Here is a 21,062-nt window from a genome sequence, read left to right as displayed (position 1 = left end):
GGCGGCGCGTCCCACTCAATGACAATCGGCCCAACGTCCCCGCGGGGACGTCGGACCGATTCGAACGGTGACCCGCCTCGGCGAGGTTCGACGCTGATGTCGCTCCGCCTCGGCGAGGGGAGGCTGGGTCAGATGTTGCGGCCGCCGGAGATCTCGGTGACGGTGCCGGTGAGATAGCTCGACAGGCCGGAGGCGAGGAACAGCACGACGGAGGCGACCTCTTCGGGTTCGCCCGGACGTCCGAGGGGGATCTCGGCGAGCTTCGATTCGATGGCGTTCTGGGGCATGGCCGCGGTCATTGCGGTGTTGATGAAGCCGGGCTGGATGGCGTTGATGCGGATGTTCTTGAACGCGACCTCCTTGGCCACGGCCTTCGTCATGCCGACGATGCCCGCCTTCGCCGCGGAGTAGTTCGACTGGCCGGGGTTGCCGACCTTGCCGCTGATCGAGGACACGTTGATGATCGAGCCGCCGCGGTCCTGTTCGCGCATGAGCGCGGTCGCGACCTTGAGCCCGTTCCACGTGCCGCGCAGGTGGACGGAGATGACGTCGTCGAAGTCCTTCTCGGTCATCTTCCGGATCGTCGCATCACGGGTGATGCCGGCGTTGTTGACCCAGATGTCGACGCCGCCGAAAGCGGTCGTGGCCGCCTCGGCGAGCTTCTCGACGGCCGCGAGGTCGGAGACGTTGCACACGACGCCCGTGGCGACGCCGTCTCCGCCGAGCTCGACCACGGCCGCCTGCAGGGTCTCCTCGTTCATATCGGCGATGACGACCTTCGCGCCGGAGTCGACGAGGCTGCGGGCCATCGACAGGCCCAGCCCCTGTCCGCCGCCGGTGACGACGGCGACCTTGCCGCTGAGCAGGCCGGGGACGGCGGTGACTCCGCCGGTTTCGGTGATGGTGATGCCGGAGTTCGCGGTAGTGGATTCAGTCATGAGATGCCTTTCGTTCGTGGGTGGCAGGGTGTTCGTAGGTGGCCGGGCGGTCGAAGACGGCTGGACGCTCGATGATGGCCGGGCGCTCGAGGTGGGCCGGGCAGGGCGGAGCTCGCCGAGGCGGCCCGTCGATGCGGCCGTTATGCGAGCAGGATACTTCCCTGCGGGTCAGAGGTTGAACTGCGGTTTGTGCGCGCCGCCCAGCAGCTGCTTGGCGACGACGACGCGCTGGACTTCGGAGGTGCCTTCGTAGATCCGGAAGAGGCGGGCATGGCGGTAGAACCGCTCGACCGCGGATTCGCGCATGTAACCCATGCCGCCTTGGATCTGCACACCTTTGTCGGCGATGCGGGCGAGTGCTTCGGAGGCGAAGAGCTTCGCCGAGGAGGGGCCGAGCTTGCGATCGGTCTCTTCGTCCCAGCGTTGAGCGGCCGCGAGGACGAGTGCCTTCGCCGCGGCGGTGTCGGTGTAGATGTCGGCGAGCATCGCCTGGACGAGCTGGAACATGGCGATCGGCTCCCCGCCCTGCTTCGCCTCGGCGGCGAACTTCACGGATTCGTCGAGGATGCGGATCGCCTGACCCACACAGATTGCTGCAATGTGCAGGCGGCCCTTGTTCAGTGAGGCCATTGCCGCGTAGAAGCCCTTCTCCTCCTCACCGCCGATGAGGTTGGCGGCGGGCACGCGGACATCGTCGAAGAAGATCTCCGAGGTCCAGGCACCGGCCTGGCCCATCTTGTGGTCGTGGGGTCCGACGGTCACGCCCTCGGACTTCGTGGGCACGAGGAAGACGGAGATGCCCTTCGAGCCGGTGGCGTTCGGGTCGGTGCGGGCGAAGACCATGAGGACATCGGAGGATTCGGCGTTCGTGATGAAGCGCTTGGAGCCGTTGACGATGTAGTCATCGCCGTCGCGGGTTGCCTTGGTTCGCAGCCCGGAGGGGTCGGAGCCGGCCTCGGACTCGGTGAGTGCGAAGGAGGCGACGACCTCGCCGGAGGTCAGGCGCGGCAGCCATTCGGACTTCTGGTCAGCGGTGCCGTAGTTGACGAGCACCTGTCCGGCAATGCCGTTGTTTGTGCCGAAGAGGGAGCGGAAGGACGGGGTGGTGTAGCCGAGTTCCATGGCCAGGAGCGCGTCCTGTTCGGCGTTCATTCCCAGCCCGCCGTACTCCTCCGGCAGGGCCCAGCCGAAAAGTCCCATCTCGGCGGATTCCTTGATGATGCTCTCGGGGAAGGCGTCTTCGTCCTCGACCTGGGTCTCAAGCGGGACGACCTTCTCGCGGACGAATTCGCGGACGGCGGTGAGGACGTCGTCGAGTTCAGTGGTGTCCATGGGGTGTGTCTCCTTCGAGGGCGCGTGCCGGGTTGAAGAGTGTGGCCAGGTTGCGCCGCCACATCTGGTGCATGCCATCTGTTCGCGGACAGATGGCATGCACCACATGTGGCGGCCGGTGCACCATTTGTGGCGACCGACGTACCAGATGTGATGGACAGATGCGCCGAATGTGGTGGGCAGATGTGCCACGTGTGGGGGAGTGACGGTGCATCGAGTGTGGTGAGGCAGCCTTGCAGCTCGCGGCCCACGGCTCGAGGCCCGCGGTCATCGGCTCGAAGCCCGCGACCCTCGGTTCGAAACCCGCGACCTTCGATGCGAAGCCCGCGACCATCGGTTCGAGGCCCGCGGTCATCGGCTCGCCAGCCAGGCACGGACCCGGTCGGAGTCGGCTCCGAGCTCCGGGGGAGCGAGGTCGTAGGAGACCTGCGACTTCGACAAGGTGATCGGATTGCGGACCGTTGGGATGACGCGCTCGCCGCTGCCGGTGTCCACGACCGGCTCCAAGCCGAGGCTCTTGGCGTGTTCGACGCCTTCGACGATCGTATTGATCGGTGCGCAGGGCAGGCCTGCGTCCGACAGCCGGTCGAACCATTCCTGGGCGGTGTGGGCCTGCAGGGCTTCGAGCAGCTCGGGTTCGAGTTCGGCACGGTTGGCGTTGCGGGTCTTGGCTTCGGCGAACCGCTCATCCCGGGCCCAATCGGGACGGCCGAGCACCTCGGCGAGGATCCGGAACTGGCCGTCATTGGCGGCGGCGACGATGATCTCACCGGACTTCGTGGCCATCGGCTGATACGGGTAGAGGCTCGGGTGGGCGTTGCCCATGCGGGTCGGGTTCGCCCCGGCCGCGGCATAGGCTCCGGACTGGTTGGCCAGTCCGGACATCGCCGAGGACATGCGGTTCGTTTCGACGTGCTGGCCTTCACCGGTCAAAGTCTTGTGCTGGACCGCGGCGAGGATGCCGATCGTCGTGTGCAGGCCGGTGATGACATCGAAGACAGCGACACCGGCTCGAAAGGGCGAGCCCTCGGGGCTGCCCGTAACCGACATGAAGCCGGACATGGCCTGGACGAGCAGATCGTACCCGGGCAGCGGATTCTCGGGGCCGAACCCGGTGATCGAGGCAAAGACGACCTCGGGGTTGGCGGCGGTGACGGAGTCATAGTCGAGGCCGAACTTCCTCAGCCCGCCGGGTTTGAAGTTTTCGACGATGATGTCGGCTCGGGCAGCGAGGTCCTGGGCGACTGCGAGGTCGTCGGGGTCGGAGAAGTCGAGGACGATGTCGAACTTGTTGCGGTTGATCGACAGGTAGTAGGTGGCGTCATCGTCACGAGCCGGTGGGCTCCAATGCCTCGTGTCATCGCCCTTGGGGCCTTCAACCTTGATGACAGTAGCGCCGAGGTCGGCGAGCATCATCGTCGAATAGGGACCGGCGAGGACGCGAGAGAAGTCGACGACGATCTGGCCCGACAGGGGGCCGTTGCCGGAGCGGGCGAGAAGGTCGTCAGGGTCGGTCATTACGCGGAGTCCATTCTCGATCGGGTCGTTCTGTGGCTCAGTCCACATTAACCGGTAATGAAGAATAATAGAAGTGGATTATTGCAGAAAAGTTAATGAATGGTCCCGTGTGCCACGCTCAGAGCTTGGCATTCCACTCGTCGAGGCGGTGCCGGAGCAGTTCGGCTGTCATCTCTGTGAGTCCGATGCCGTGGTAGTTCGGCAGCCAGGTCTCGACGCGGTCGATCGCGCTCGCTGCCGCGTGCAGATCCCAGGCGTGGATGTCGGTGATCCGGCGGCCGAGCAGGGACTCGTATTCGTCGAGGAATTCGGCGGCAGCATCGGGGGAGCTGAGTAAGACGAGATCCTGGCGGCACCACGAGAGGTCGCGACCGCGGGGTGCGTGCGAGGCGTGGGTCCAGTCGACGACACCGGTGAGGTGTGTACCCGACCAGAGGGCATTGCCGCACCAGAAGTCGCCGTGGCTGAGGACGCGCTCGCCTTCGAGCAGTTGTGAGAAGCCGGTACGGACGCGGTGTGCGATGGGGGAGTCTCCGGCGGGTGGTCGAGTCGGTGCCGGAGGGAGGCCGGCCCCGTCGAGGTCGTGGATGCGCGAGAGTGCTCTCGCCATTTCGCGCGCGATCGTTGAGGCGGGAAGTGTCGGATCCGGAGTGGAGCCAGAGACTCTTGTCGTGATGACGAGCGGATCGTTGAGATCGGGCCGATGGGCGACGAGCCGCGGCACCAGCTCGCCGAGCGAACGCAGCCGTCGCAGTGCCTCGGGTTCCTTCGCTACGGTGCCGTCACCGGCGGGAAAGGAGCGGACGACAAGTTCATCCTCCCCGTCCGAGACGAGCAGCGTCGTCGCATGCTGGCCGGCGGTGAAGACCTTGAGCAACCGCAGCTCACGACCCAACAGCGCCGAGGCGGACCTGAGTGCGTGCTCCTGTGCGGTGGCCATGGTGGCATCGTATCGCCCGAGCGAGCCGAAGTGTTTGGCTCAGGGGCGGGCTCGGTGAGGAGAGATGCGAGTTCGGGCTTGGGCTCAGCGAGGTGAGGTGAAGAGAGACTCGCCCCGGGTGAGTGCCCGGCGCATTCCGGCCGCGTAGCGACGGGCCATCATCCGCTGAGCCGCGACCGACAGCGGAGCCGCGGCTGCGAACAGCGGATGACCTGGTACGGAGTCCGAGACGATCGTGGTGACGAGTCGGCCACTCGACCGCTGCTCGACGAGGAAGGTCTGCTCGCCCGATTCGAGATGTCCGGGGAGTGTGCGGTAGGCGAAACCGGCGCGAGACTCCTCATTGATGACCTCGGTGACCACGCACGAGCCGACGCGGAGGGTGAGATCGCGACCGCGGGACCGCCTCGGCGAGGTCGGCCAGACCGGATTGAGTCGAAGATCGACGACCTGACCGAGGTGCACGCGCCGAACCGGACGGACGATCACCCCGGCCCCCTCCTGGAGGCCCCACGTGAGGACAGCTTCGCGTGCGAGTGGGAACAGATCCGCTGGGCCGACGTCGAGGTGATGCTCGAGATGGTTCATGTCTCCATTCTCGCCCACGGCCCATTCGCCATGGCGTGCTCACCTGCAGTGGAGCCTTGGATGCCCCGCCCCGGCCTCCTTATCGTGAGTAGTCTTGTCAGCGGCGGTGTGCCGTGGCTACGATGAATCCAGATACTGAACGAACGATCAATCTCGATCAGAGTCCACCATCACCGACAGAACACTGGAGTTCACGCATGTCAGAGTCCACCACCCCGCAGTCCGGACAGCGCTTCGCCGGGCAGGTCGCCCTCATCACCGGTGCCAGCCGCGGCATCGGACTCGGCATCGCCCAGCGGCTCAACGCCGAAGGTGCGACCGTCATCCTCACCGCCCGCAAGGCAGATGCCCTCGCCGAGGCGGTCGCGCAGTTCCCCGACGGCACCGCGCTCGGCATCGCCGGGAAGTCCGACGATCCCGCCCACCGTGCGGAGGTCTATGACACGATCGCGGAGAAGTTCGGCCAGCTCGACGTGCTTGTGACGAACGTCGGCATCAACCCTGTCTACGGACCGCTCATCGACATCGACCTCGACGCTGCTCGGAAAATCCTCGACGTCAATGTCATCGGCACGCTCGCCTGGGTTCAGGAAGCCGTCCACCATGAAGGCCTGAACTTCCGCGAAAACAAGGGCCGGGTTGTCAGCATCTCCTCGGTGGCCGGAGAGGTTCCGAGCCCCGGGATCAGCTTCTACGGAATCTCGAAGGCCGCGGTCTCGCACCTCACGCGGTCGCTGGCCGTCGAACTCGGCCCCGATATCCGCGTCAACGCTGTTGCCCCGGCAGTCGTCAAGACCGACTTCGCCACCGCACTCTACGAAGGCCGCGAGGCCGAGGTCGCCGCCACCTACCCGGCGGGCCGACTCGGCACCCCTGAGGACATCGCCGGCGCCGTCGCCTACCTCGCCTCCGCCGACGCCGGATGGATCACCGCCCAGGTACTCACCGCCGACGGCGGCGTCATCACGGCCGGCGGCAGCGCCTGAGCCGGACGCGTCGAGCCGCCTCGGCGAGGGTGCGGTGCTTGGGGGAAGGCCGCTTAAGTGGGAGAAATGGTCACGTTCGGCCGCGGGATTGCGTGACCATTTCGACCACCGAAGGCACTGGCAGGAGCGCCGACCGCGCCGCCGACCTGCGCCTGGACCGGGGGTTTGTCGGGGGTGATTTCATTCACTAGAATCGGAGGCGCAGTTCCACACGGTTCTGCACACAACTTCATACGCCGCTAAGACAAGACGTGGGAGAGCTGCCGGGCAGCCGCGACTGCACACACGGACGAACACCAGTCATCGCTGGAACGCCGACCGAAGCAGAGACGCTGGGTGCCGAGCAGCGCCGTAGGTGCAATTCCCTCCCCGGGAAACTCTCAGGCCCAGTACCACCGATTGCAGGCATATCTGAAGGACAGCGAGTCCCGATCGCCGCCGAATCCGCGCCGAAGTGCGCACGAGGCGGAGGCGAAGCGGGACACAGCTCCGACAGATCGGGGAGGACACTCAGTGATCGCTGCGTCCTCCATCGGTGGACGCGACACCGACCCTAGGACGGCAATTGACCAGTTCACTCGCCCATACGACGCAGGCAACAGGGGACACCGCGCGCCCCTTCTCCGACCGCCACATCGGCCCCCGCGCCGACGACGTCCAGGCCATGCTCGCCGAACTCGGCTATGACTCGCTCGAAGCGCTCTCGAGCGCCGCCGTCCCGGAATCCATCCAGAACGAAGAGCTCGACCTGCCGACCGGCCGCTCCGAATTCGATGTCCTGGCCGACCTGCGCAACCTCGCCGGCCAGAACGTCATGCGCACCCAGCTCATCGGCCAGGGCTACTACGACACGATCACCCCAGCCGTCATCCGCCGCAACCTGGTCGAGAACCCCGCCTGGTACACGGCCTACACCCCCTACCAGCCCGAAATCTCCCAGGGCCGACTCGAAGCGCTGCTGAACTTCCAGCAGGTCGTCCAGGACCTCACCGGCCTCGACATCGCCAACGCCTCGCTGCTCGATGAGGCCACCGCCGTCGCCGAGGCGGTCCTGCTCATGCGTCGCGCCGTGAAGAAGGGGACCACCGTCGTCCTCGACTCCGAACTCCACCCGCAGACCATCGCCGTCGTCCGCGCCCGGGCGAACGCCATGGACTTCCGCGTCACCGTCGCCGATCTCTCAGAAGGCCTCGTCGGCGAAGACATCTTCGGCATCGTCTGCGCCCAGCCCGGCACCACCGGCGCCATCCGCGACTTCACCGAGGCCGTCGACGGCGCCCACGACCGCGGCGCACTCGTGACCTTCGACGCTGACCTGCTCGCACTGACCCTGCTCAAGGACTGCGCCTCCCAGGGTGCGGACATCGCCGTCGGCTCGGCCCAGCGCTTCGGTGTGCCCCTGTTCTTCGGCGGCCCCCACGCCGGCTTCATGGCCGTGAAGTCCGGTCTCCAGCGCCAGCTGCCCGGCCGCCTCGTCGGGGTGTCCAAGGACGCCCAGGGCAAGCCCAGCTACCGCCTTGCCCTGCAGACCCGCGAACAGCACATCCGCCGCCAGAAGGCGACTTCCAACATCTGCACCGCCCAGGCTCTGCTCGCCAACGTCGCCTCCATGTACGCCGTCTACCACGGTCCCGTCGGCCTGACCCGCATCGCCTCCCGCGTCCACCGCTTGGCCCACGCCTTCGCGAAGGCCGCTGACACCGCCCCCGGCGCCGAGGTGGTCACCTGGGAATTCTTCGACACCGTGGCACTGCGCGTCGCCGATGCCGAAGCTGCCCGCCTCGTCGCCGATCAGGCCGGCTTCAACATCCGCGTCATCGACGACTCGACCGTCGGTGTCTCCTTCGGTGAACCCCACACCGTCGACGATGCCAACGGTCTGCTCGAAGCCCTCGGCATCTTTGCCCGGGTCGACGCGGACGACTTCGAAGCCGCCTCGGCGGGGACCTTCGGAGCCAACGCCGTGCCTGAACCCGCATTCGCGGCGTCGTTCCACCGGGACACCGAATTCCTCACCCACCCCGTCTTCAGCGCCCACGGCTCCGAGACCTCGATGATGCGCTACCTGCGCACCCTGGCCGACCGTGACCTGGCGCTGGACCGGACGATGATCCCGCTGGGCTCGTGCACGATGAAGCTCAACGCCGCCGCCGAGATGGAGCCCATCACCTGGCCGGAGTTCGCCTCCATCCACCCCTTCGCACCGGCCGAGCAGACCGAGGGCTGGCGCGCGCTCATCGGTCGCCTCGAGGACTCCCTGATCGCGGTCACCGGCTACGACCGCGTATCCCTGCAGCCCAACGCCGGTTCGCAGGGTGAGCTGGCCGGACTGCTCGCGATCCGCAACTTCCACGTCGCGAACGGCGATGAGGGCCGCACCGTCGTGCTCATCCCGCAGTCCGCGCACGGCACGAACGCCGCCTCGGCGGTGCTCGCCGGACTCCAGGTCCAGGTCGTGGCGACTGCCGCCGACGGATCCGTGGACATGGACGACCTCGATGCGAAGATCGCCAAGCACGAAGGCAAGATCGCCGGCATCATGATCACCTATCCCTCGACCCACGGTGTGTTCGAACCGCAGGTGCGCGAGGTGTGCGAGAAGGTCCACGCCGCCGGCGGCCAGGTCTACGTCGACGGTGCGAACCTCAACGCCATGGTCGGGCTGGCCAAGCCCGGCGAATTCGGCGGCGACGTCTCCCACCTCAACCTGCACAAGACCTTCTGCATCCCCCACGGAGGCGGCGGCCCCGGAGTCGGCCCCGTCGCGGTCCGCGAACACCTCGCCCCGTACCTGCCCGGTGACGCCACCGCGCCGGAGCTCGTCGCCGGCGACCCGGAGGCCAAGGAACTGCCGATCTCCGGATCGATGTTCGGCTCCGCCGGTGTCCTGCCCATCAGCTTCGCCTACCTCGAACTCATGGGCGCCGAGGGACTGCGCGAGGCCTCGCGTTCGGCTCTGCTGGGTGCGAACTACCTGGCGAAGAAGCTCGGCGACGTCTACCCGATCCTCTATTCGGGTGAGAACGGGCTCGTCGGCCACGAAACGATCCTCGATCTGCGCGCGATCACCTCGGCGACGGGAGTCACCGCCGAAGATGTCTGCAAGCGCCTCGTCGACTTCGGCTTCCACGCGCCGACCTTGGCCTTCCCGGTGCCCGGCACCCTCATGGTCGAACCCACCGAGTCGGAGGACAAAGCCGAACTCGACCGGTTCATCGAAGCCATGCGCACCATCCGGGCCGAGATCGACGAGATCGGTCAGTCCTACTCCTACGACGAGTCACCGCTGGCCGTCGCGCCGCACCCGGCGACCGTGGTGATGGACGACTGGGACGCCAAATACAGCCGCGAGACCGCTGTGTTCCCGGTTCCCGGACTGCGCCACACGAAGTACTTCCCGCCGGTCAGCCGCATCGACGGAGCCTACGGCGACCGCAACCTGGTGTGCTCCTGCCCGCCGCCAGAGGCCTTCGAAGAGTTCGAGGAAGAGGACAAATGATGACCGATACGACTGCGAACACGCCCAAAGAGACCCCGCTGCATGCCATCCACGCCGAACTCGGTGCCTCGTTCACCGACTTCGGGGGCTGGGACATGCCGCTCAAATACGGCTCCGAACTGGCCGAACACCGTGCCGTGCGTGAGGCCGCAGGCCTCTTCGACCTCTCCCATATGGGTGAGGTGCGCATCAGCGGCACCGATGCCGCCGCCTTCCTCGACTACGCGCTGGTCGCGAAGTACTCGAAGATGACGATCGGCAAGGCCAAATACGGAGTCATCGTCAACGAGTCCGGCGGCCTCCTCGACGACCTCATCACCTACCGCATCGGCGACGAAGAGTTCCTCATCGTCCCCAACGCCTCGAACACGCCCGCCGTGGTCGCCGCGCTGAAGGACCGCGTGCAGCACTTCGTCCAGGACGTCGCCCCCGGCTCCGACGTGCGCCTGACTGACGAATCCGATGCCACCGCACTCCTCGCCGTGCAGGGACCGAATTCCGAAGCGATCATCCTGCGCGCCCTCGACGAGTCCGGCCACGGCGAATTCGGACCCCGCACGGGCGCCGGTGACCAGGCGAAGGCCGAGGTCACCGACGATGCCAACGGGGGAGCCACCTCGGCGGGGGATGACAAGATCACCATCGGTGAGGCGGTGCGCGAACTCAAGTACTACGCGTGGATGCCGCTGACGATCGCCGGGATCGACCTCATGCTCGCCCGCACCGGATACACCGGCGAAGACGGATTCGAGCTCTACGCGCCGAACATCGGCGCCACCCGCCTGTGGGAGACGCTCGTGACCTCGGGTGCGGACTACGGGCTCGTGCCCTGCGGCCTGGCCGCACGCGACTCGCTGCGCTTGGAAGCGGGAATGCCGCTCTACGGCAACGAACTCGACCAGAACACCAGCCCCTTCGATGCGGGTCTGGGTCGGATGATCGGGTTCAAGACCAAGGACGATTTCTTCGCTCGCGAGACCCTGGCCAAGATCGGCGAGACCGAACCCCCGCGCGTGCTCGTCGGCCTGACCTCGGAGGGACGCCGGGCCGCCCGCTCCGGAGCCGCCGTGTCCGTCGACGGCGCCGAGGTCGGCATCGTCACCTCCGGCCAGCCCTCACCGACGCTCGGCCACCCGATCGCCTTGGCCTACATCGACCGGGCACACGCCGAGGTGGGCACCGCCGTGACCGTGGACATCCGCGGCAAGGCGCACGACTTCACCGTCGCCGAGCTGCCGTTCTACAAGCGCCCGGCCCACTGAGGCTCACCCACAGTTCATCCCGGTGGGACCGGTGCCTCGTACACTGGTCTCACCTGGCACAACAACGTCGAGGCCGTCGCATTCCGGCGCCCGCAGAGAAGGAAGAAACATGGCACAGCTGCCCCCGCTCCCGCAGAACTTCACCTACTCCGCCGAGCACGAATGGGTCGACGGTGCGGCCGATGAGCTCGTCGGCAAGACCGTCAAGGTCGGCATCACCGCCGTTGCCGCCGATGCCCTCGGCGAGGTCGTCTACGTCGACCTGCCCGAGGTCGGCGACACCGTCACCGCCGGTGAGACCTGTGGTGAGGTCGAATCCACGAAGTCCGTGTCCGACCTCTACACCCCGGTCACCGGTGAGATCGTGACCATCAACGAACTCGCCACCGCGAACCCCGGACTGCTCAACTCCGACCCCTATGGCGAGGGGTGGCTGTTCGAAGTCGCCGTGACCGAGGTCGGCGAAGTCATGGACGCCGCCGGCTACGCCGAGGCGAACTCTCTCTGAGACGCTCCCTCCCCGCAGCGGGGCCGACAGAAGGCCGAGCCGGTCTCTCGTCGGCCCCGCTGTGCATATCCACAGAAACGAAGTGATTGCCATGCCATTGAGTGTCTTCGACCTCTTCACAGTCGGCATCGGACCCTCGAGCTCCCACACCGTCGGACCGATGCGTGCCGGCGCGAGCTTCATCGACCTCCTCGGCGAAACGCTTAGATCCGTGGCGGATCTGCGCGTCGACGTCTTCGGTTCCCTGGCTGCCACCGGCGCCGGCCACGGAACCTTCGACGCCATCCTCATCGGCCTCGAAGGCTGCCGTCCCGATCTCATCGAAGCCAACGAACTCACCGCCCGGCGGACGCGGATGTCCGAGACCGGGACGATCATCCTCGGCGACTCGACCGGCACCGGCGTCGAAATCGCGTTCACCGAAGATGACATGGTCAAACGACCGCTGACCGTCCTCCCGCGCCACACGAACGCCATGACCGTGACCGCCTACGACGCTTCCGGGGAGACCCTGGCCGAGGAGACCTACTATTCCGTCGGCGGAGGGTTCGTGACCTCGGAGACCGAGTTCGCCGACAAGGAGAAGGTCGCCGAGGCGGACGCCGCAGACGGCGGCGGGGATGCCGCCAGCGACGGCGCAGATGCCGAGTTCGCGGTCGCGGATTCCGTCGTCGATGCCGAACTCGAGTCCTATGACGAAGAGCTGCCCTATCCGTTCCACTCGGGTGCCGAGCTGCTCGAGCGCTGCCGCGAGAACGACCTGTCGATCGCCGAGATCATGCACGCCAACGAACTGTCGATGCGTGACGACGACGAGATCCGACACGGTCTGCTTCACATCTACTCGGTGATGGAGGAGTGCGCTTCGGCATCTCTGGACCGCTCGGGCTACCTGCCCGGCGGGCTCAAGGTACGTCGCCGGGCTCACGACTGGTACCTCAAACTCAAGGCCGAGGACCCGAACCGGGATCCTGGCTACTACCTCGAATGGGTGAACCTCATCGCAATGGCCGTGAATGAGGAGAACGCTTCGGGCGGCCGCGTCGTCACCGCACCGACGAACGGGGCGGCCGGCATCATCCCCGCCGTGCTGCACTATGCGCTCAACTATGTTCCGGCCGTCGTCGAAGGCGGCGAGTCCGCGAAGCATCGGGCCATCGCCGACTTCCTGCTCACCGCGGCGGCGATCGGAGTCCTGTACAAGGAGCGCGCTTCGATCTCCGGCGCCGAGGTGGGGTGCCAGGGTGAGGTCGGATCCGCCTCGTCGATGGCTGCTGGGGGACTGGCCGCAGTGATGGGCGGGACGCCCGAACAGGTGGAGAACGCCGCCGAGATCGCCATGGAGCACAACCTCGGACTGACCTGCGACCCGATCGCCGGTCTGGTGCAGGTGCCGTGCATCGAGCGGAATGCGATCGCCGCCGGCAAGGCCATCAACGCCTCCCGCATGGCACTGTGGGGCGACGGTCAGCACCGGGTCAGCCTCGACGAGGTGATCGAGACGATGCGCCAGACCGGCGCGGATATGTCATCGAAGTACAAGGAGACGGCGATGGGCGGCCTCGCCGTCAACGTCGTCGAGTGCTGAGGTAAGCCCGCCTCGGTGCCGGTGCCGGTGCCGGTGCCGGTGCCGGTGCCGGTGCCGGGGTAGGGGCCGGGCGGCGACCTTGGCGGGATACTAGACGCGTCTGTGAAGGGTCGGGGCCTTGGCGGGCGGCGTGAGGGCGGCGTGAGGGGTCAGGCGGCCGGGAGCACGGCGCGCCGGCGGATTCTCTGGTCGATCCCCGTCGTTCGAGGCCGCCAGGGCGCGGTGGATCGACCAGTAAAAGCTGCTTTTACGCCGAATCGTCGGCCGCCTTTCTCGATGTCGCGTTATGCGACTCTGCGTTCATGGCAGGTGCGCCCGTGCGCCGGCGGATTCTCTGGTCGATCCCCGTCGTTCGAGGCCATCGGATCACCGTGGATCGACCAGTAAACGCGGCGTTCTCGCCAAATCATCGGTCTCACGCTGCGTCGCAGCGATGGGCGGGGGGCGCCTTGCCGTTCGGAATCACACGCACAGCCGTCCTCTCGATGTAGCGATGGGCCGTTCGATGTGGCGATGGGCTGTCGCGCCATTTCGCGTTAAGAGGTATCAGCTCGATTGCTGAGTGGCCGAGGGGTGAGACCGAGACGTCGACTGCCTTCGGCCACGGGGCGACCCCTGCGCACTTTCCGTTCCGTGGCGGAAGCTGCGCACCTGTCGTCTCGGAGCGGATGTTGCCCACTTGCCGTTCCGCGGCGGACGCTGCGCACTTTCTTACGGCACTCCGGCCCCGGCACCCCGGCACTCCGGCCCCGGCACCCCGGCAACCACCTCGAAACCGCTCACAGAGCCTTGACGCTTCCACCGGCCACACAGGTTTCCTTGCTATCCGAATTCGACCGAAGTGACATGGAGCACGTGGAACCCCTGTTCCAACTGAGCGCGAATGTAACGAAACGATAACGAAGCCCTAGCGCGGGATGAGCGCGAACGAGCGCCCCGTCACATCCCAACGATGCCATGGGCAAGGCCGGGTCTGTTACATGTCCGTAGGCCGGGGCGAGGGTTGCAGAAGTACCCCGAAATCGACGGTTTCGGGGTTGACGCTCATTCTCATCCCGTTAGGTTTATTGGCGTGAGAAACGCACTCGCTGAACCGAAGACGCAAACCGACGTCCGTACTCCTGAGCTGGAGGACGGGCAACATCTATGGCGGCTCGCGAAAGATACAGCCGTGCTCGATCTGAACTCGTCGTACTCGTATCTGCTGTGGTGCCGCGACTTCGCGGACACCTCGGTGATTGCGCGAATCGGCGGAGAGCCCGCCGGCTTCATCACCGGGTACACCCGTCCGGAGAATCCGGACACCCTGATGATCTGGCAGGTCGCTGTCGACGAGAAATTCCGTGGTCATGGACTCGCCTCGACCATGCTCCACGAGCTGGCCGATCGCACCGGCGCTCTCCGCATGGAGACGACGATCACCGATGACAACGCGGCGTCCAACCGTCTGTTCCAGGCATTCGCCGACCAGCGCGGGGCCGGTTACGACCGTCGCCCGCTGTTCACTCCGGAGATGTACCCGGACGGCCACGACACCGAGTACCTCTACGAGATCGCACCCCTGTAACGAGCCCCACCCCGGCACCGCGCGGTCCCCTGCTGCAAGGGAGTGGGCGCGTCAGGTGCCAGGAGGCGGAAGAGATCGCCCGCAATGAGCGGCAGCGGCCACCGCCTCGGCGACTGCATCCGATGCAGACGCAGAACTTAAGAAGTCGAAAGGACTCAAGTCATGACTGAAAGCTCTAAGCCCACACCAACTGACAAGCCCGACATCTTCGAAACTCGCGAGTCTGCCGTGCGCAGCTACTGCCGCTCCTGGCCCGCCACCTTCGCCCGTTCGCAGGGCGCCAAGCAGTGGGATGAGGATGGCAACGAGTACCTCGACTTCTTCTCCGGCGCCGGTGCCCTCAACTACGGCCACAACAATCCGGCCGTGATGGGCCCGCTCATCGAATACCTGCAGTCCGGTGCCGTACTCCACTCAATGGACATGAAGACCCCGGCCAAGCGTGAGTTCCTCCAGACCTTCCAGGATCTCATCCTCAAGCCGCGTGGGCTCGACTACTCCGTGATGTTCCCCGGACCGACGGGAACCAACACCGTCGAGGCGGCGCTCAAGCTCGCCCGCAAGGTGACCGGACGTCAGCACATGCTCTCGTTCACCAATGCCTTCCACGGCATGACGCTCGGCTCGCTGTCGGTGACCGGCAACTCGATGAAGCGCGAGGGCGCGGGAATTCCGCTGACCAACAGCTCGAAGATCCCCTACGATGACTACTTCGACGGCGAGATCCCTGACTTCCTGTGGCTGGAGAAGGTCCTCGAAGATTCCGGCTCGGGTGTCGACAAGCCCGCCGCCGTCATCGTCGAGACCGTGCAGGGCGAGGGCGGACTCCGTGCCGCTCGCGCCGAATGGCTGCGCGCTCTGTCCGACCTGTGCAAGAAGCACGAGATCCTCCTCATCGTCGACGACGTGCAGGCCGGCTGCGGCCGCACCGGTTCGTTCTTCAGCTTCGAAGAAGCCGGCATCGAGCCCGACATCGTCTGCCTGTCGAAGTCGATCTCCGGCTCGGGTCTGCCGCTGGCTCTGACACTGTTCCGTCCCGAGCTCGACGTCTGGGAGCCCGGCGAGCACAACGGCACGTTCCGCGGAAACAACCCCGCATTCGTGACCGCGACCGCCGCCATCAAGAACTTCTGGGCCGACAATGAGTTCCAGAACCAGCTCGCCGACACCATCGCCGAACTCCACCAGCGCCTCGACGCGATCGTGGAGAAGACCGAGGGTGCATCGATCCGCGGACGCGGCCTGTTGGCCGGAGTCTGCTTCGAAGACCTCGAAGTGGCCGAGAAGGTCGCCGCCTATGCGTTCGAGAACGGACTCCTGCTCGAGACCTCGGGCGCCGATGACGAAGTCATCAAGATCATGCCGCCGCTGACGATCGACTCGCGCGATCTGCAGGCCGGTCTGGACATCATCGAAGCCGGAGTGCTCAAGTTCGCTCCTGCCACAGCTGAGGCCGCACTGGCCTGATCCCACCTCTGCCGGGCCGGCGTCGCAAACAGTGGCGCCGGCCCGAGCTTTGGGCGGAATCGAGCTCACCTGCTCGGTCGCCCACTCGGGCTGACGGTTGCCGTTGGTTGAAGACGGAAGCCCGCGGCCCACCCCTGAAAACTTTCACCGACCTTTTGCGAAAGGACCACAAATGTACGTAGTCAACCGCGATGACCTCAACGACACCGACCGCGATGTGAAGTCCGAGACCTGGCGCAGCCGCCGCATGGTCCTCGGCAAGGAGCGCGTCGGATTCTCGTTCCACGACACCGTGATCTACGCCGGAACCACCTCGACGTTCCACTACCAGAACCACGTCGAAGCCGTGTACTGCGTGCAGGGCAAGGGAACGCTGACCGACGAAGAGACCGGCAAGGTCTACCCTCTCCACGACGGAGTCATGTACCTGCTCGACGGAAATGAGAAGCACACCGTCGTCGCCGAGGAAGAGCTGCGCATGGCCTGCGTGTTCAACCCGCCGGTCACCGGTCGTGAGGTCCACGACGAGAACGGGGTGTACCCGCTCATCCTCGAGGATGAGGCAGCACCCGCCAACTGAGCTACAGAGAGCTGAGGGAGCATCCCTCGCCGAGGCGGCCGTCCGTTGAGGTCGGCCGCTGAGGTGGGGAACCGCTGAGGCCGGCGTCAGCCGGTCTCTGCGGACAGCAACTCAGAAAGGGCGGTCCGAGCATTGCGCTCGGATCGCCCTTCTTACTGTCTGCCTGCTGATGAGTCGATTATAGGACCAGTTCGACTTCAGGCGTGGTACTCTTCTTCTTGACGAAACTTCAACTATCGTGACGCAGTCTGCCGACAGCACTCCAGTGACTTCGACTTTGGCATCCTCAGTTCGTTTTCATCTTGTCTCTCTCATTTCATTGGAGTCTCCATGAAGTTCCTCAAACGCGCCCTCGTGTCGGTCGTCGCTGCTCTTGCCCTCGTCGTCGGTCCAGCTGCTTCCGCTGAGGCGGCCAGGTCATCATTCGATGTGACGAAACTGTGGGGCGACAGTGTCATTGTGTCGGACTGGAACTGCAAATATACAAACGTCTACATGAAGCATAAGAAGTCGAGAATCGATGACTGGGATGTAGACACCGATGTCCGTGGCCGCCATGGTTGGACAGATACAGCGTGGTTTTCCGACTACAGCGGATCCAAGAAGGATCGGATCATGATCTGTCCGTCGTCGGATGGGCTTGGGAAATACACCCTAGGTCCGTCTGAAATCAGGGCGTACTATCACGGCGGTTCAGAATACGACGACTATGACGAAGTTGAACGTGCAGACGGCACCAAGGGCTACTTCTACGTTCGCGGGAAGAGCTACGCCTCGTTGTCGTCCAAGCTCAGCGGGAAGACGGTTACGCTGACTTCGAAGACGAAGGTCTACAACCCCGAGAAGTACGGCAAGGTCAACTACAACCCGAAGGTGAAGTTCCAGGTCAAGTCCGGCAGCAAGTGGAAGACTCTGAAGACGGTCACCCCGAAGAAGGGCAAGGCCACGTACAAGGTCAAGACGAAGGCCAAGAAGACCTACAGGGTGACCTTCGGTCAGGTCAGCTGGGCGACGGGAGCGACTTCGAAGTCGGTCAAGCGCTGATCGCAGACTGGACGGGACCACCTCGGCGCTGTGCTGAACCTGATTGCCTGTGGCTCGTCGGTTCTCACTCGTGGATCGTCAGGTTCGTCCCGTTCATCAATCCGCGGGACCCTGCAAAAGGTCCCAATGCTTCATTGAGAGGAACGCTCAGGACGCTGAGTTCAGCGGTCTGACGGCCTCCGAAGGCCCTGGCGCGGAGATTCTCGTTGTAGCGCAGCTGACCGATCTCGGCATCGGTGACCGTCCAGATGACTACCTGCGGCGGATCATCGTTGACGAAGGTGATTCGGTGGGGATCGGCCGAGACCGACCATCCGGTCGCCTCGGCGAGGGTGTTCGCCAACTCAGCACGATCGATATTCATCGGGACCTCCTTTTGGGATCAGGGGATGTTCCTGGCCATCGGGAAACAGAAGACTCATTGGGCGCTCCCGCGAAAGGGGACGCCCGATGAGTCTGCGCGATCAGAGTGCTCGTGGCCTCACTCGTTGTCGGAACGCACCTTCTTCCCACGGTCGTGCCAGAACTTCGTGGTCGTCACCTCGTCGGTGCCGTCCCAGGCGTCGACCACGGTGCTGATGCGCTTGAACTCAGGCAGATCGCCGCGGCGGAAGATCGGCTCGTTGCCGGCCCGGCGCTGCTGCTGATAGTTCTTCAGCAGCGAGAAAACCAGCGGCGAAAGCATCAGCAGAGCGAAGAGGTTGATGAGCGCCATGATCGCCATGAAGATGTCCGCTGCGGTCCAGACCAGGTCGAGGGCCGCGATCGCGCCGATGAACACCGAGACCATGACGATGACCTGATACACCCGCAACGCGACGCGGTTCGTCGTCAGATGCTCGATGTTCGCTTCGCCGTAGTAGTAGTTGCCGAGGATCGACGAGAACGCGAAGAGGAAGATCGCCAGCGTGAGGAAGTGGATCGCCCACTGCCCGAGCTGGCCGCTCAGCGCCGTCTGCGTGAGCTGGATGCCCTCGGCAGAGCTTCCGTACTCCGGGCGCGACAGCAGGATGATGAACGCGGTGACCGAGCAGACGAGGAGCGTATCGAAGTACACGCCCAACGCCTGGACGAAGCCCTGCTTGGCCGGATGCGAGGCCGATGCAGTGGCAGCCGCGTTCGGCACCGAACCGATACCAGCCTCATTGGAGAACAGGCCGCGCTGAACGCCGATGAGCATGATCGAACCAAGCGTTCCGCCGGCGATCGAATCCATGCTGAAGGCATCGGAGAAGATCGTGGCGATCATCGATGGGACGGCACCGATGTTCATCACCACGACGATGATGCCGACGATGAGGTAGATGCCGGCCATGAACGGCACAAGATAGGCGGAGATGTTCGAGATGCGCTTGGCACCTCCGGCGAAGATCGCGAAGGCGGCCACGGCGATGATCGCACCGGTGATCGCGGCGAAGGTTCCGTTCGAGGAATCGACGTTCAGCGATGCCCCGACCGCGTCGACGATCGAATTCGACTGCACCGAGTTGAATACGATGCCGTAGGTGATCGCGACGATGACGGCGAAGACCAGTCCCAGCCACTTCATGTTCAGCCCGTGCCTGATGTAGTAGGCGGGACCGCCGCGGAAGTTCGGGCCGTCCTTGAGCTTGTAGAGCTGGCCGAGTGCGGACTCGGCGAAGGCCGTGGCGCCGCCGACGATGGCTGTCATCCACATCCAGAACATCGCGCCCGGGCCACCGAGCGAGATCGCCAGGGCGACACCGGCGATGTTCGCCGTGCCCACTCGCGATGCCGCGGAGATCGAGAAGGCGCGGAACGGCGAGATGTTCCGATTGCCCTCGGAATCCCGTCCGCCCGGCTCCACCAGAGTGCGGAACATCTCGGGCACCAGGCGGACCTGCACCACTCCTGTGCGGATGGTGAAATACAGACCAGTGGGGATGAGAACAGCCACGAGGACATATGACGAAACGTTGCTGACACTGTCGAACGCACTCTGGAGCATCTCCATCGAACTGCGCCTCCTTCGGCAATCTTGCTGGAGAGGATCGGAGGTGCGGAATGCGCGAACTCCGTCCGTGGTTATTCCCAGTCTGCCACCTCGGTGCTCGGTGGGGTGGCAGTGCCCCCTGCTTGAACAGGGTCGGTGTTCCGCCGCTGGGTCAGCATCGGCCCAGGTGACGGCCAGCGTCGATACGGTCAGGATTCATGTCCCGTCAACCCGCGCATCACCCGGAACTTGCACAGGCCGCCTAATCTGGGCGACCTAGTACCCATTGTCGGTCACATCGCCAACCGCCACCCGCAGTCTCCGTGGAGGAGTTCTGAAATGCCCATCACCCTCGCCACCCCGACTTCCGATCCCTCACCCCGCGACCTCGGCACCCCAGCCGGCGCCGTGATGGATGCTGCCCGAGTTCGAGTCCCGCCCCTGGTCATCGCACACCGAGGTGCGTCTGCCGATTGGCCGGAGAACACGATCCCCGCGTTCATCGCCGGCATCGACCAGGGCGCGGACATGATCGAAACCGACGTCCACATGAGCGTCGACGGCGAACTCGTGATCATGCACGACGCCACCGTCGATCGCACCACCGACGCCCGCACCCTGTACCCGAATCGCGAAGACCGCAGCATCGCCGGCATGAATGCCGCCCAGATCGCCACGCTCGACGCGGGAAGCTGGAAGGGCGATGAGTTCGCGGGGATCCGCGTGCCCCGCCTCGCCGAGGTGCTCACGCTCGCACACGACACCCGCACCGGACTGCTTCTCGAGGTCAAGCATCCCGAAATATATCCCGGAATCGCCGAGGCGATCGTGGCCGCCCTGCGTGCCGTGCCGAACTATCTCGACCGGGCTTTGGCCGCCGGGATGCTCGTGGTCCAGTCCGCGAACTGGGCATTCATCGCCGAGTTCCATGCGCTCGCCCCGGAGATCCCGGTCGGCGTGCTCGGACGCCCGTGCCCGGACGAACTCCAGTACTTCGCCGAGTGGGTCGACCAGGTCAACCCCGAATTCTGCGCCGCCGACGAGGGATTCCTCACCGCCATTCACGAACTCGGAATGACGAGTCTGGTGTGGACCGTCGACGATCGTGAGGAGATGGAACGGGCCGTCGACGTCGGTGCCGACGGCATCATCACGAATGCCCCCGACCGTCTCGTCGAGGTCGTCGAGGAACTGTAGGTCGGAATTCGGCGGGCGGTGACCGCCTCAGCGAGGATGCGGATGAGGTGATTCTTCACCGCTGCAGCCGGGAGACGTCGACGATGAGAGCCAG

The 21,062-nt window shown here is 65.2% G+C and carries 17 protein-coding genes; 10 read left to right on the top strand and 7 right to left on the bottom strand.

Annotated elements, in window-relative coordinates:
• Nucleotides 1-128: 128 nt before the first annotated feature.
• The 5 genes from fabG to EB835_RS16360 form a co-directional block, all read right to left on the bottom strand.
• Nucleotides 129-938, bottom strand: coding sequence for a 3-oxoacyl-ACP reductase FabG (gene fabG / locus EB835_RS16385; RefSeq protein ID WP_135810522.1), 810 nt, complete (start codon nucleotides 936-938; stop codon nucleotides 129-131).
• A 168-nt stretch (nucleotides 939-1,106) separates the two neighbouring features.
• The gene (locus EB835_RS16380) at nucleotides 1,107-2,270 is read right to left on the bottom strand and encodes an acyl-CoA dehydrogenase family protein (protein ID WP_135810521.1); all 1,164 of its coding nucleotides are present in this window, start codon (nucleotides 2,268-2,270) and stop codon (nucleotides 1,107-1,109) included.
• 351 nt (nucleotides 2,271-2,621) lie between these two features.
• Nucleotides 2,622-3,788, bottom strand: a complete 1,167-nt coding sequence (locus EB835_RS16370) for a CaiB/BaiF CoA transferase family protein (protein ID WP_135810520.1) — start codon at nucleotides 3,786-3,788, stop codon at nucleotides 2,622-2,624.
• A gap of 118 nt (nucleotides 3,789-3,906) precedes the next feature.
• Nucleotides 3,907-4,728 (bottom strand): phosphotransferase family protein, encoded by an 822-nt coding sequence (locus EB835_RS16365; protein ID WP_240688803.1) that lies wholly within the window; start codon nucleotides 4,726-4,728, stop codon nucleotides 3,907-3,909.
• Nucleotides 4,729-4,812: 84 nt separating this feature from the next.
• Nucleotides 4,813-5,316 carry a DUF1990 family protein gene (locus EB835_RS16360; RefSeq protein WP_135810519.1) on the bottom strand — a complete coding sequence of 168 codons (504 nt, stop codon included), beginning with the start codon at nucleotides 5,314-5,316 and terminating at the stop codon, nucleotides 4,813-4,815.
• 197 nt (nucleotides 5,317-5,513) lie between these two features.
• On the opposite strand from EB835_RS16360, the gene EB835_RS16355 reads away from it, so the two are divergent.
• From EB835_RS16355 to EB835_RS16310, 9 genes are all read left to right on the top strand, one after another.
• On the top strand, nucleotides 5,514-6,302 hold the full coding sequence (locus EB835_RS16355; protein ID WP_135810518.1) for an SDR family oxidoreductase: 789 nt from the start codon (nucleotides 5,514-5,516) through the stop codon (nucleotides 6,300-6,302).
• 565 nt (nucleotides 6,303-6,867) lie between these two features.
• On the top strand, nucleotides 6,868-9,801 hold the full coding sequence (gene gcvP / locus EB835_RS16350) for an aminomethyl-transferring glycine dehydrogenase (protein WP_135810517.1): 2,934 nt from the start codon (nucleotides 6,868-6,870) through the stop codon (nucleotides 9,799-9,801).
• A complete protein-coding gene (locus tag EB835_RS16345; RefSeq protein WP_135810516.1) occupies nucleotides 9,801-11,063 on the top strand; it encodes a glycine cleavage system aminomethyltransferase GcvT in 1,263 nt (420 codons plus the stop codon). The genes gcvP and EB835_RS16345 overlap by 1 nt, the downstream gene beginning before the upstream one ends.
• Nucleotides 11,064-11,172: 109 nt before the next feature.
• Nucleotides 11,173-11,571: a glycine cleavage system protein GcvH gene (gcvH, locus tag EB835_RS16340; RefSeq protein WP_135810515.1), complete on the top strand. Its 399-nt coding sequence runs from the start codon at nucleotides 11,173-11,175 to the stop codon at nucleotides 11,569-11,571.
• 91 nt (nucleotides 11,572-11,662) lie between these two features.
• Entirely contained in the window at nucleotides 11,663-13,159 is a 1,497-nt protein-coding gene (locus EB835_RS16335) for an L-serine ammonia-lyase (protein ID WP_135810514.1), read from the top strand.
• Nucleotides 13,160-14,231: 1,072 nt separating this feature from the next.
• Nucleotides 14,232-14,726: a diaminobutyrate acetyltransferase gene (ectA, locus tag EB835_RS16325; protein WP_152345760.1), complete on the top strand. Its 495-nt coding sequence runs from the start codon at nucleotides 14,232-14,234 to the stop codon at nucleotides 14,724-14,726.
• Nucleotides 14,727-14,888: 162 nt separating this feature from the next.
• Complete coding sequence (ectB, locus tag EB835_RS16320; RefSeq protein WP_135810512.1) at nucleotides 14,889-16,193, top strand: diaminobutyrate--2-oxoglutarate transaminase; 1,305 nt, start codon at nucleotides 14,889-14,891, stop codon at nucleotides 16,191-16,193.
• 172 nt (nucleotides 16,194-16,365) lie between these two features.
• Nucleotides 16,366-16,773, top strand: coding sequence for an ectoine synthase (locus EB835_RS16315; RefSeq protein ID WP_135810511.1), 408 nt, complete (start codon nucleotides 16,366-16,368; stop codon nucleotides 16,771-16,773).
• 330 nt (nucleotides 16,774-17,103) lie between these two features.
• On the top strand, nucleotides 17,104-17,817 hold the full coding sequence (locus EB835_RS16310; RefSeq protein ID WP_135810510.1) for a hypothetical protein: 714 nt from the start codon (nucleotides 17,104-17,106) through the stop codon (nucleotides 17,815-17,817).
• Between the two features lie 64 nt (nucleotides 17,818-17,881).
• Here the strand turns inward: EB835_RS16310 and EB835_RS16305 are convergent, their stop codons facing one another.
• Both EB835_RS16305 and EB835_RS16300 read right to left on the bottom strand, forming a co-directional pair.
• On the bottom strand, nucleotides 17,882-18,181 hold the full coding sequence (locus tag EB835_RS16305; RefSeq protein WP_135810509.1) for a hypothetical protein: 300 nt from the start codon (nucleotides 18,179-18,181) through the stop codon (nucleotides 17,882-17,884).
• Between the two features lie 117 nt (nucleotides 18,182-18,298).
• Nucleotides 18,299-19,792 (bottom strand): alanine/glycine:cation symporter family protein, encoded by a 1,494-nt coding sequence (locus EB835_RS16300; protein WP_135810508.1) that lies wholly within the window; start codon nucleotides 19,790-19,792, stop codon nucleotides 18,299-18,301.
• 318 nt (nucleotides 19,793-20,110) lie between these two features.
• Between EB835_RS16300 and EB835_RS16295 the strand changes: the two genes are divergently transcribed.
• Nucleotides 20,111-20,968 (top strand): glycerophosphodiester phosphodiesterase, encoded by an 858-nt coding sequence (locus EB835_RS16295; protein WP_240688801.1) that lies wholly within the window; start codon nucleotides 20,111-20,113, stop codon nucleotides 20,966-20,968.
• Nucleotides 20,969-21,062: the final 94 nt, after the last annotated feature.

The sequence above is a fragment of the Brevibacterium sp. S22 genome, assembly GCF_004745485.1.
Lineage (GTDB): Bacteria > Actinomycetota > Actinomycetes > Actinomycetales > Brevibacteriaceae > Brevibacterium.
Note: the sequence above shows the minus strand (reverse complement) of the source record. Positions and strands in the feature narration are given on the sequence as shown.

Bases quoted from the DNA above. Each gene is read 5' to 3' on its own strand.
- fabG (WP_135810522.1), bottom strand. From the start codon at position 938: ATGACTGAATCCACTACCGCGAACTCCGGCATCACCATCACCGAAACC.
- EB835_RS16380 (WP_135810521.1), bottom strand. From the start codon at position 2,270: ATGGACACCACTGAACTCGACGACGTCCTCACCGCCGTCCGCGAATTC.
- EB835_RS16370 (WP_135810520.1), bottom strand. From the start codon at position 3,788: ATGACCGACCCTGACGACCTTCTCGCCCGCTCCGGCAACGGCCCCCTG.
- EB835_RS16365 (WP_240688803.1), bottom strand. From the start codon at position 4,728: ATGGCCACCGCACAGGAGCACGCACTCAGGTCCGCCTCGGCGCTGTTG.
- EB835_RS16360 (WP_135810519.1), bottom strand. From the start codon at position 5,316: ATGAACCATCTCGAGCATCACCTCGACGTCGGCCCAGCGGATCTGTTC.
- EB835_RS16355 (WP_135810518.1), top strand. From the start codon at position 5,514: ATGTCAGAGTCCACCACCCCGCAGTCCGGACAGCGCTTCGCCGGGCAG.
- EB835_RS16345 (WP_135810516.1), top strand. From the start codon at position 9,801: ATGACCGATACGACTGCGAACACGCCCAAAGAGACCCCGCTGCATGCC.
- gcvH (WP_135810515.1), top strand. From the start codon at position 11,173: ATGGCACAGCTGCCCCCGCTCCCGCAGAACTTCACCTACTCCGCCGAG.
- EB835_RS16335 (WP_135810514.1), top strand. From the start codon at position 11,663: ATGCCATTGAGTGTCTTCGACCTCTTCACAGTCGGCATCGGACCCTCG.
- ectB (WP_135810512.1), top strand. From the start codon at position 14,889: ATGACTGAAAGCTCTAAGCCCACACCAACTGACAAGCCCGACATCTTC.
- EB835_RS16315 (WP_135810511.1), top strand. From the start codon at position 16,366: ATGTACGTAGTCAACCGCGATGACCTCAACGACACCGACCGCGATGTG.
- EB835_RS16310 (WP_135810510.1), top strand. From the start codon at position 17,104: ATGAAGTTCCTCAAACGCGCCCTCGTGTCGGTCGTCGCTGCTCTTGCC.
- EB835_RS16305 (WP_135810509.1), bottom strand. From the start codon at position 18,181: ATGAATATCGATCGTGCTGAGTTGGCGAACACCCTCGCCGAGGCGACC.
- EB835_RS16300 (WP_135810508.1), bottom strand. From the start codon at position 19,792: ATGGAGATGCTCCAGAGTGCGTTCGACAGTGTCAGCAACGTTTCGTCA.
- EB835_RS16295 (WP_240688801.1), top strand. From the start codon at position 20,111: ATGCCCATCACCCTCGCCACCCCGACTTCCGATCCCTCACCCCGCGAC.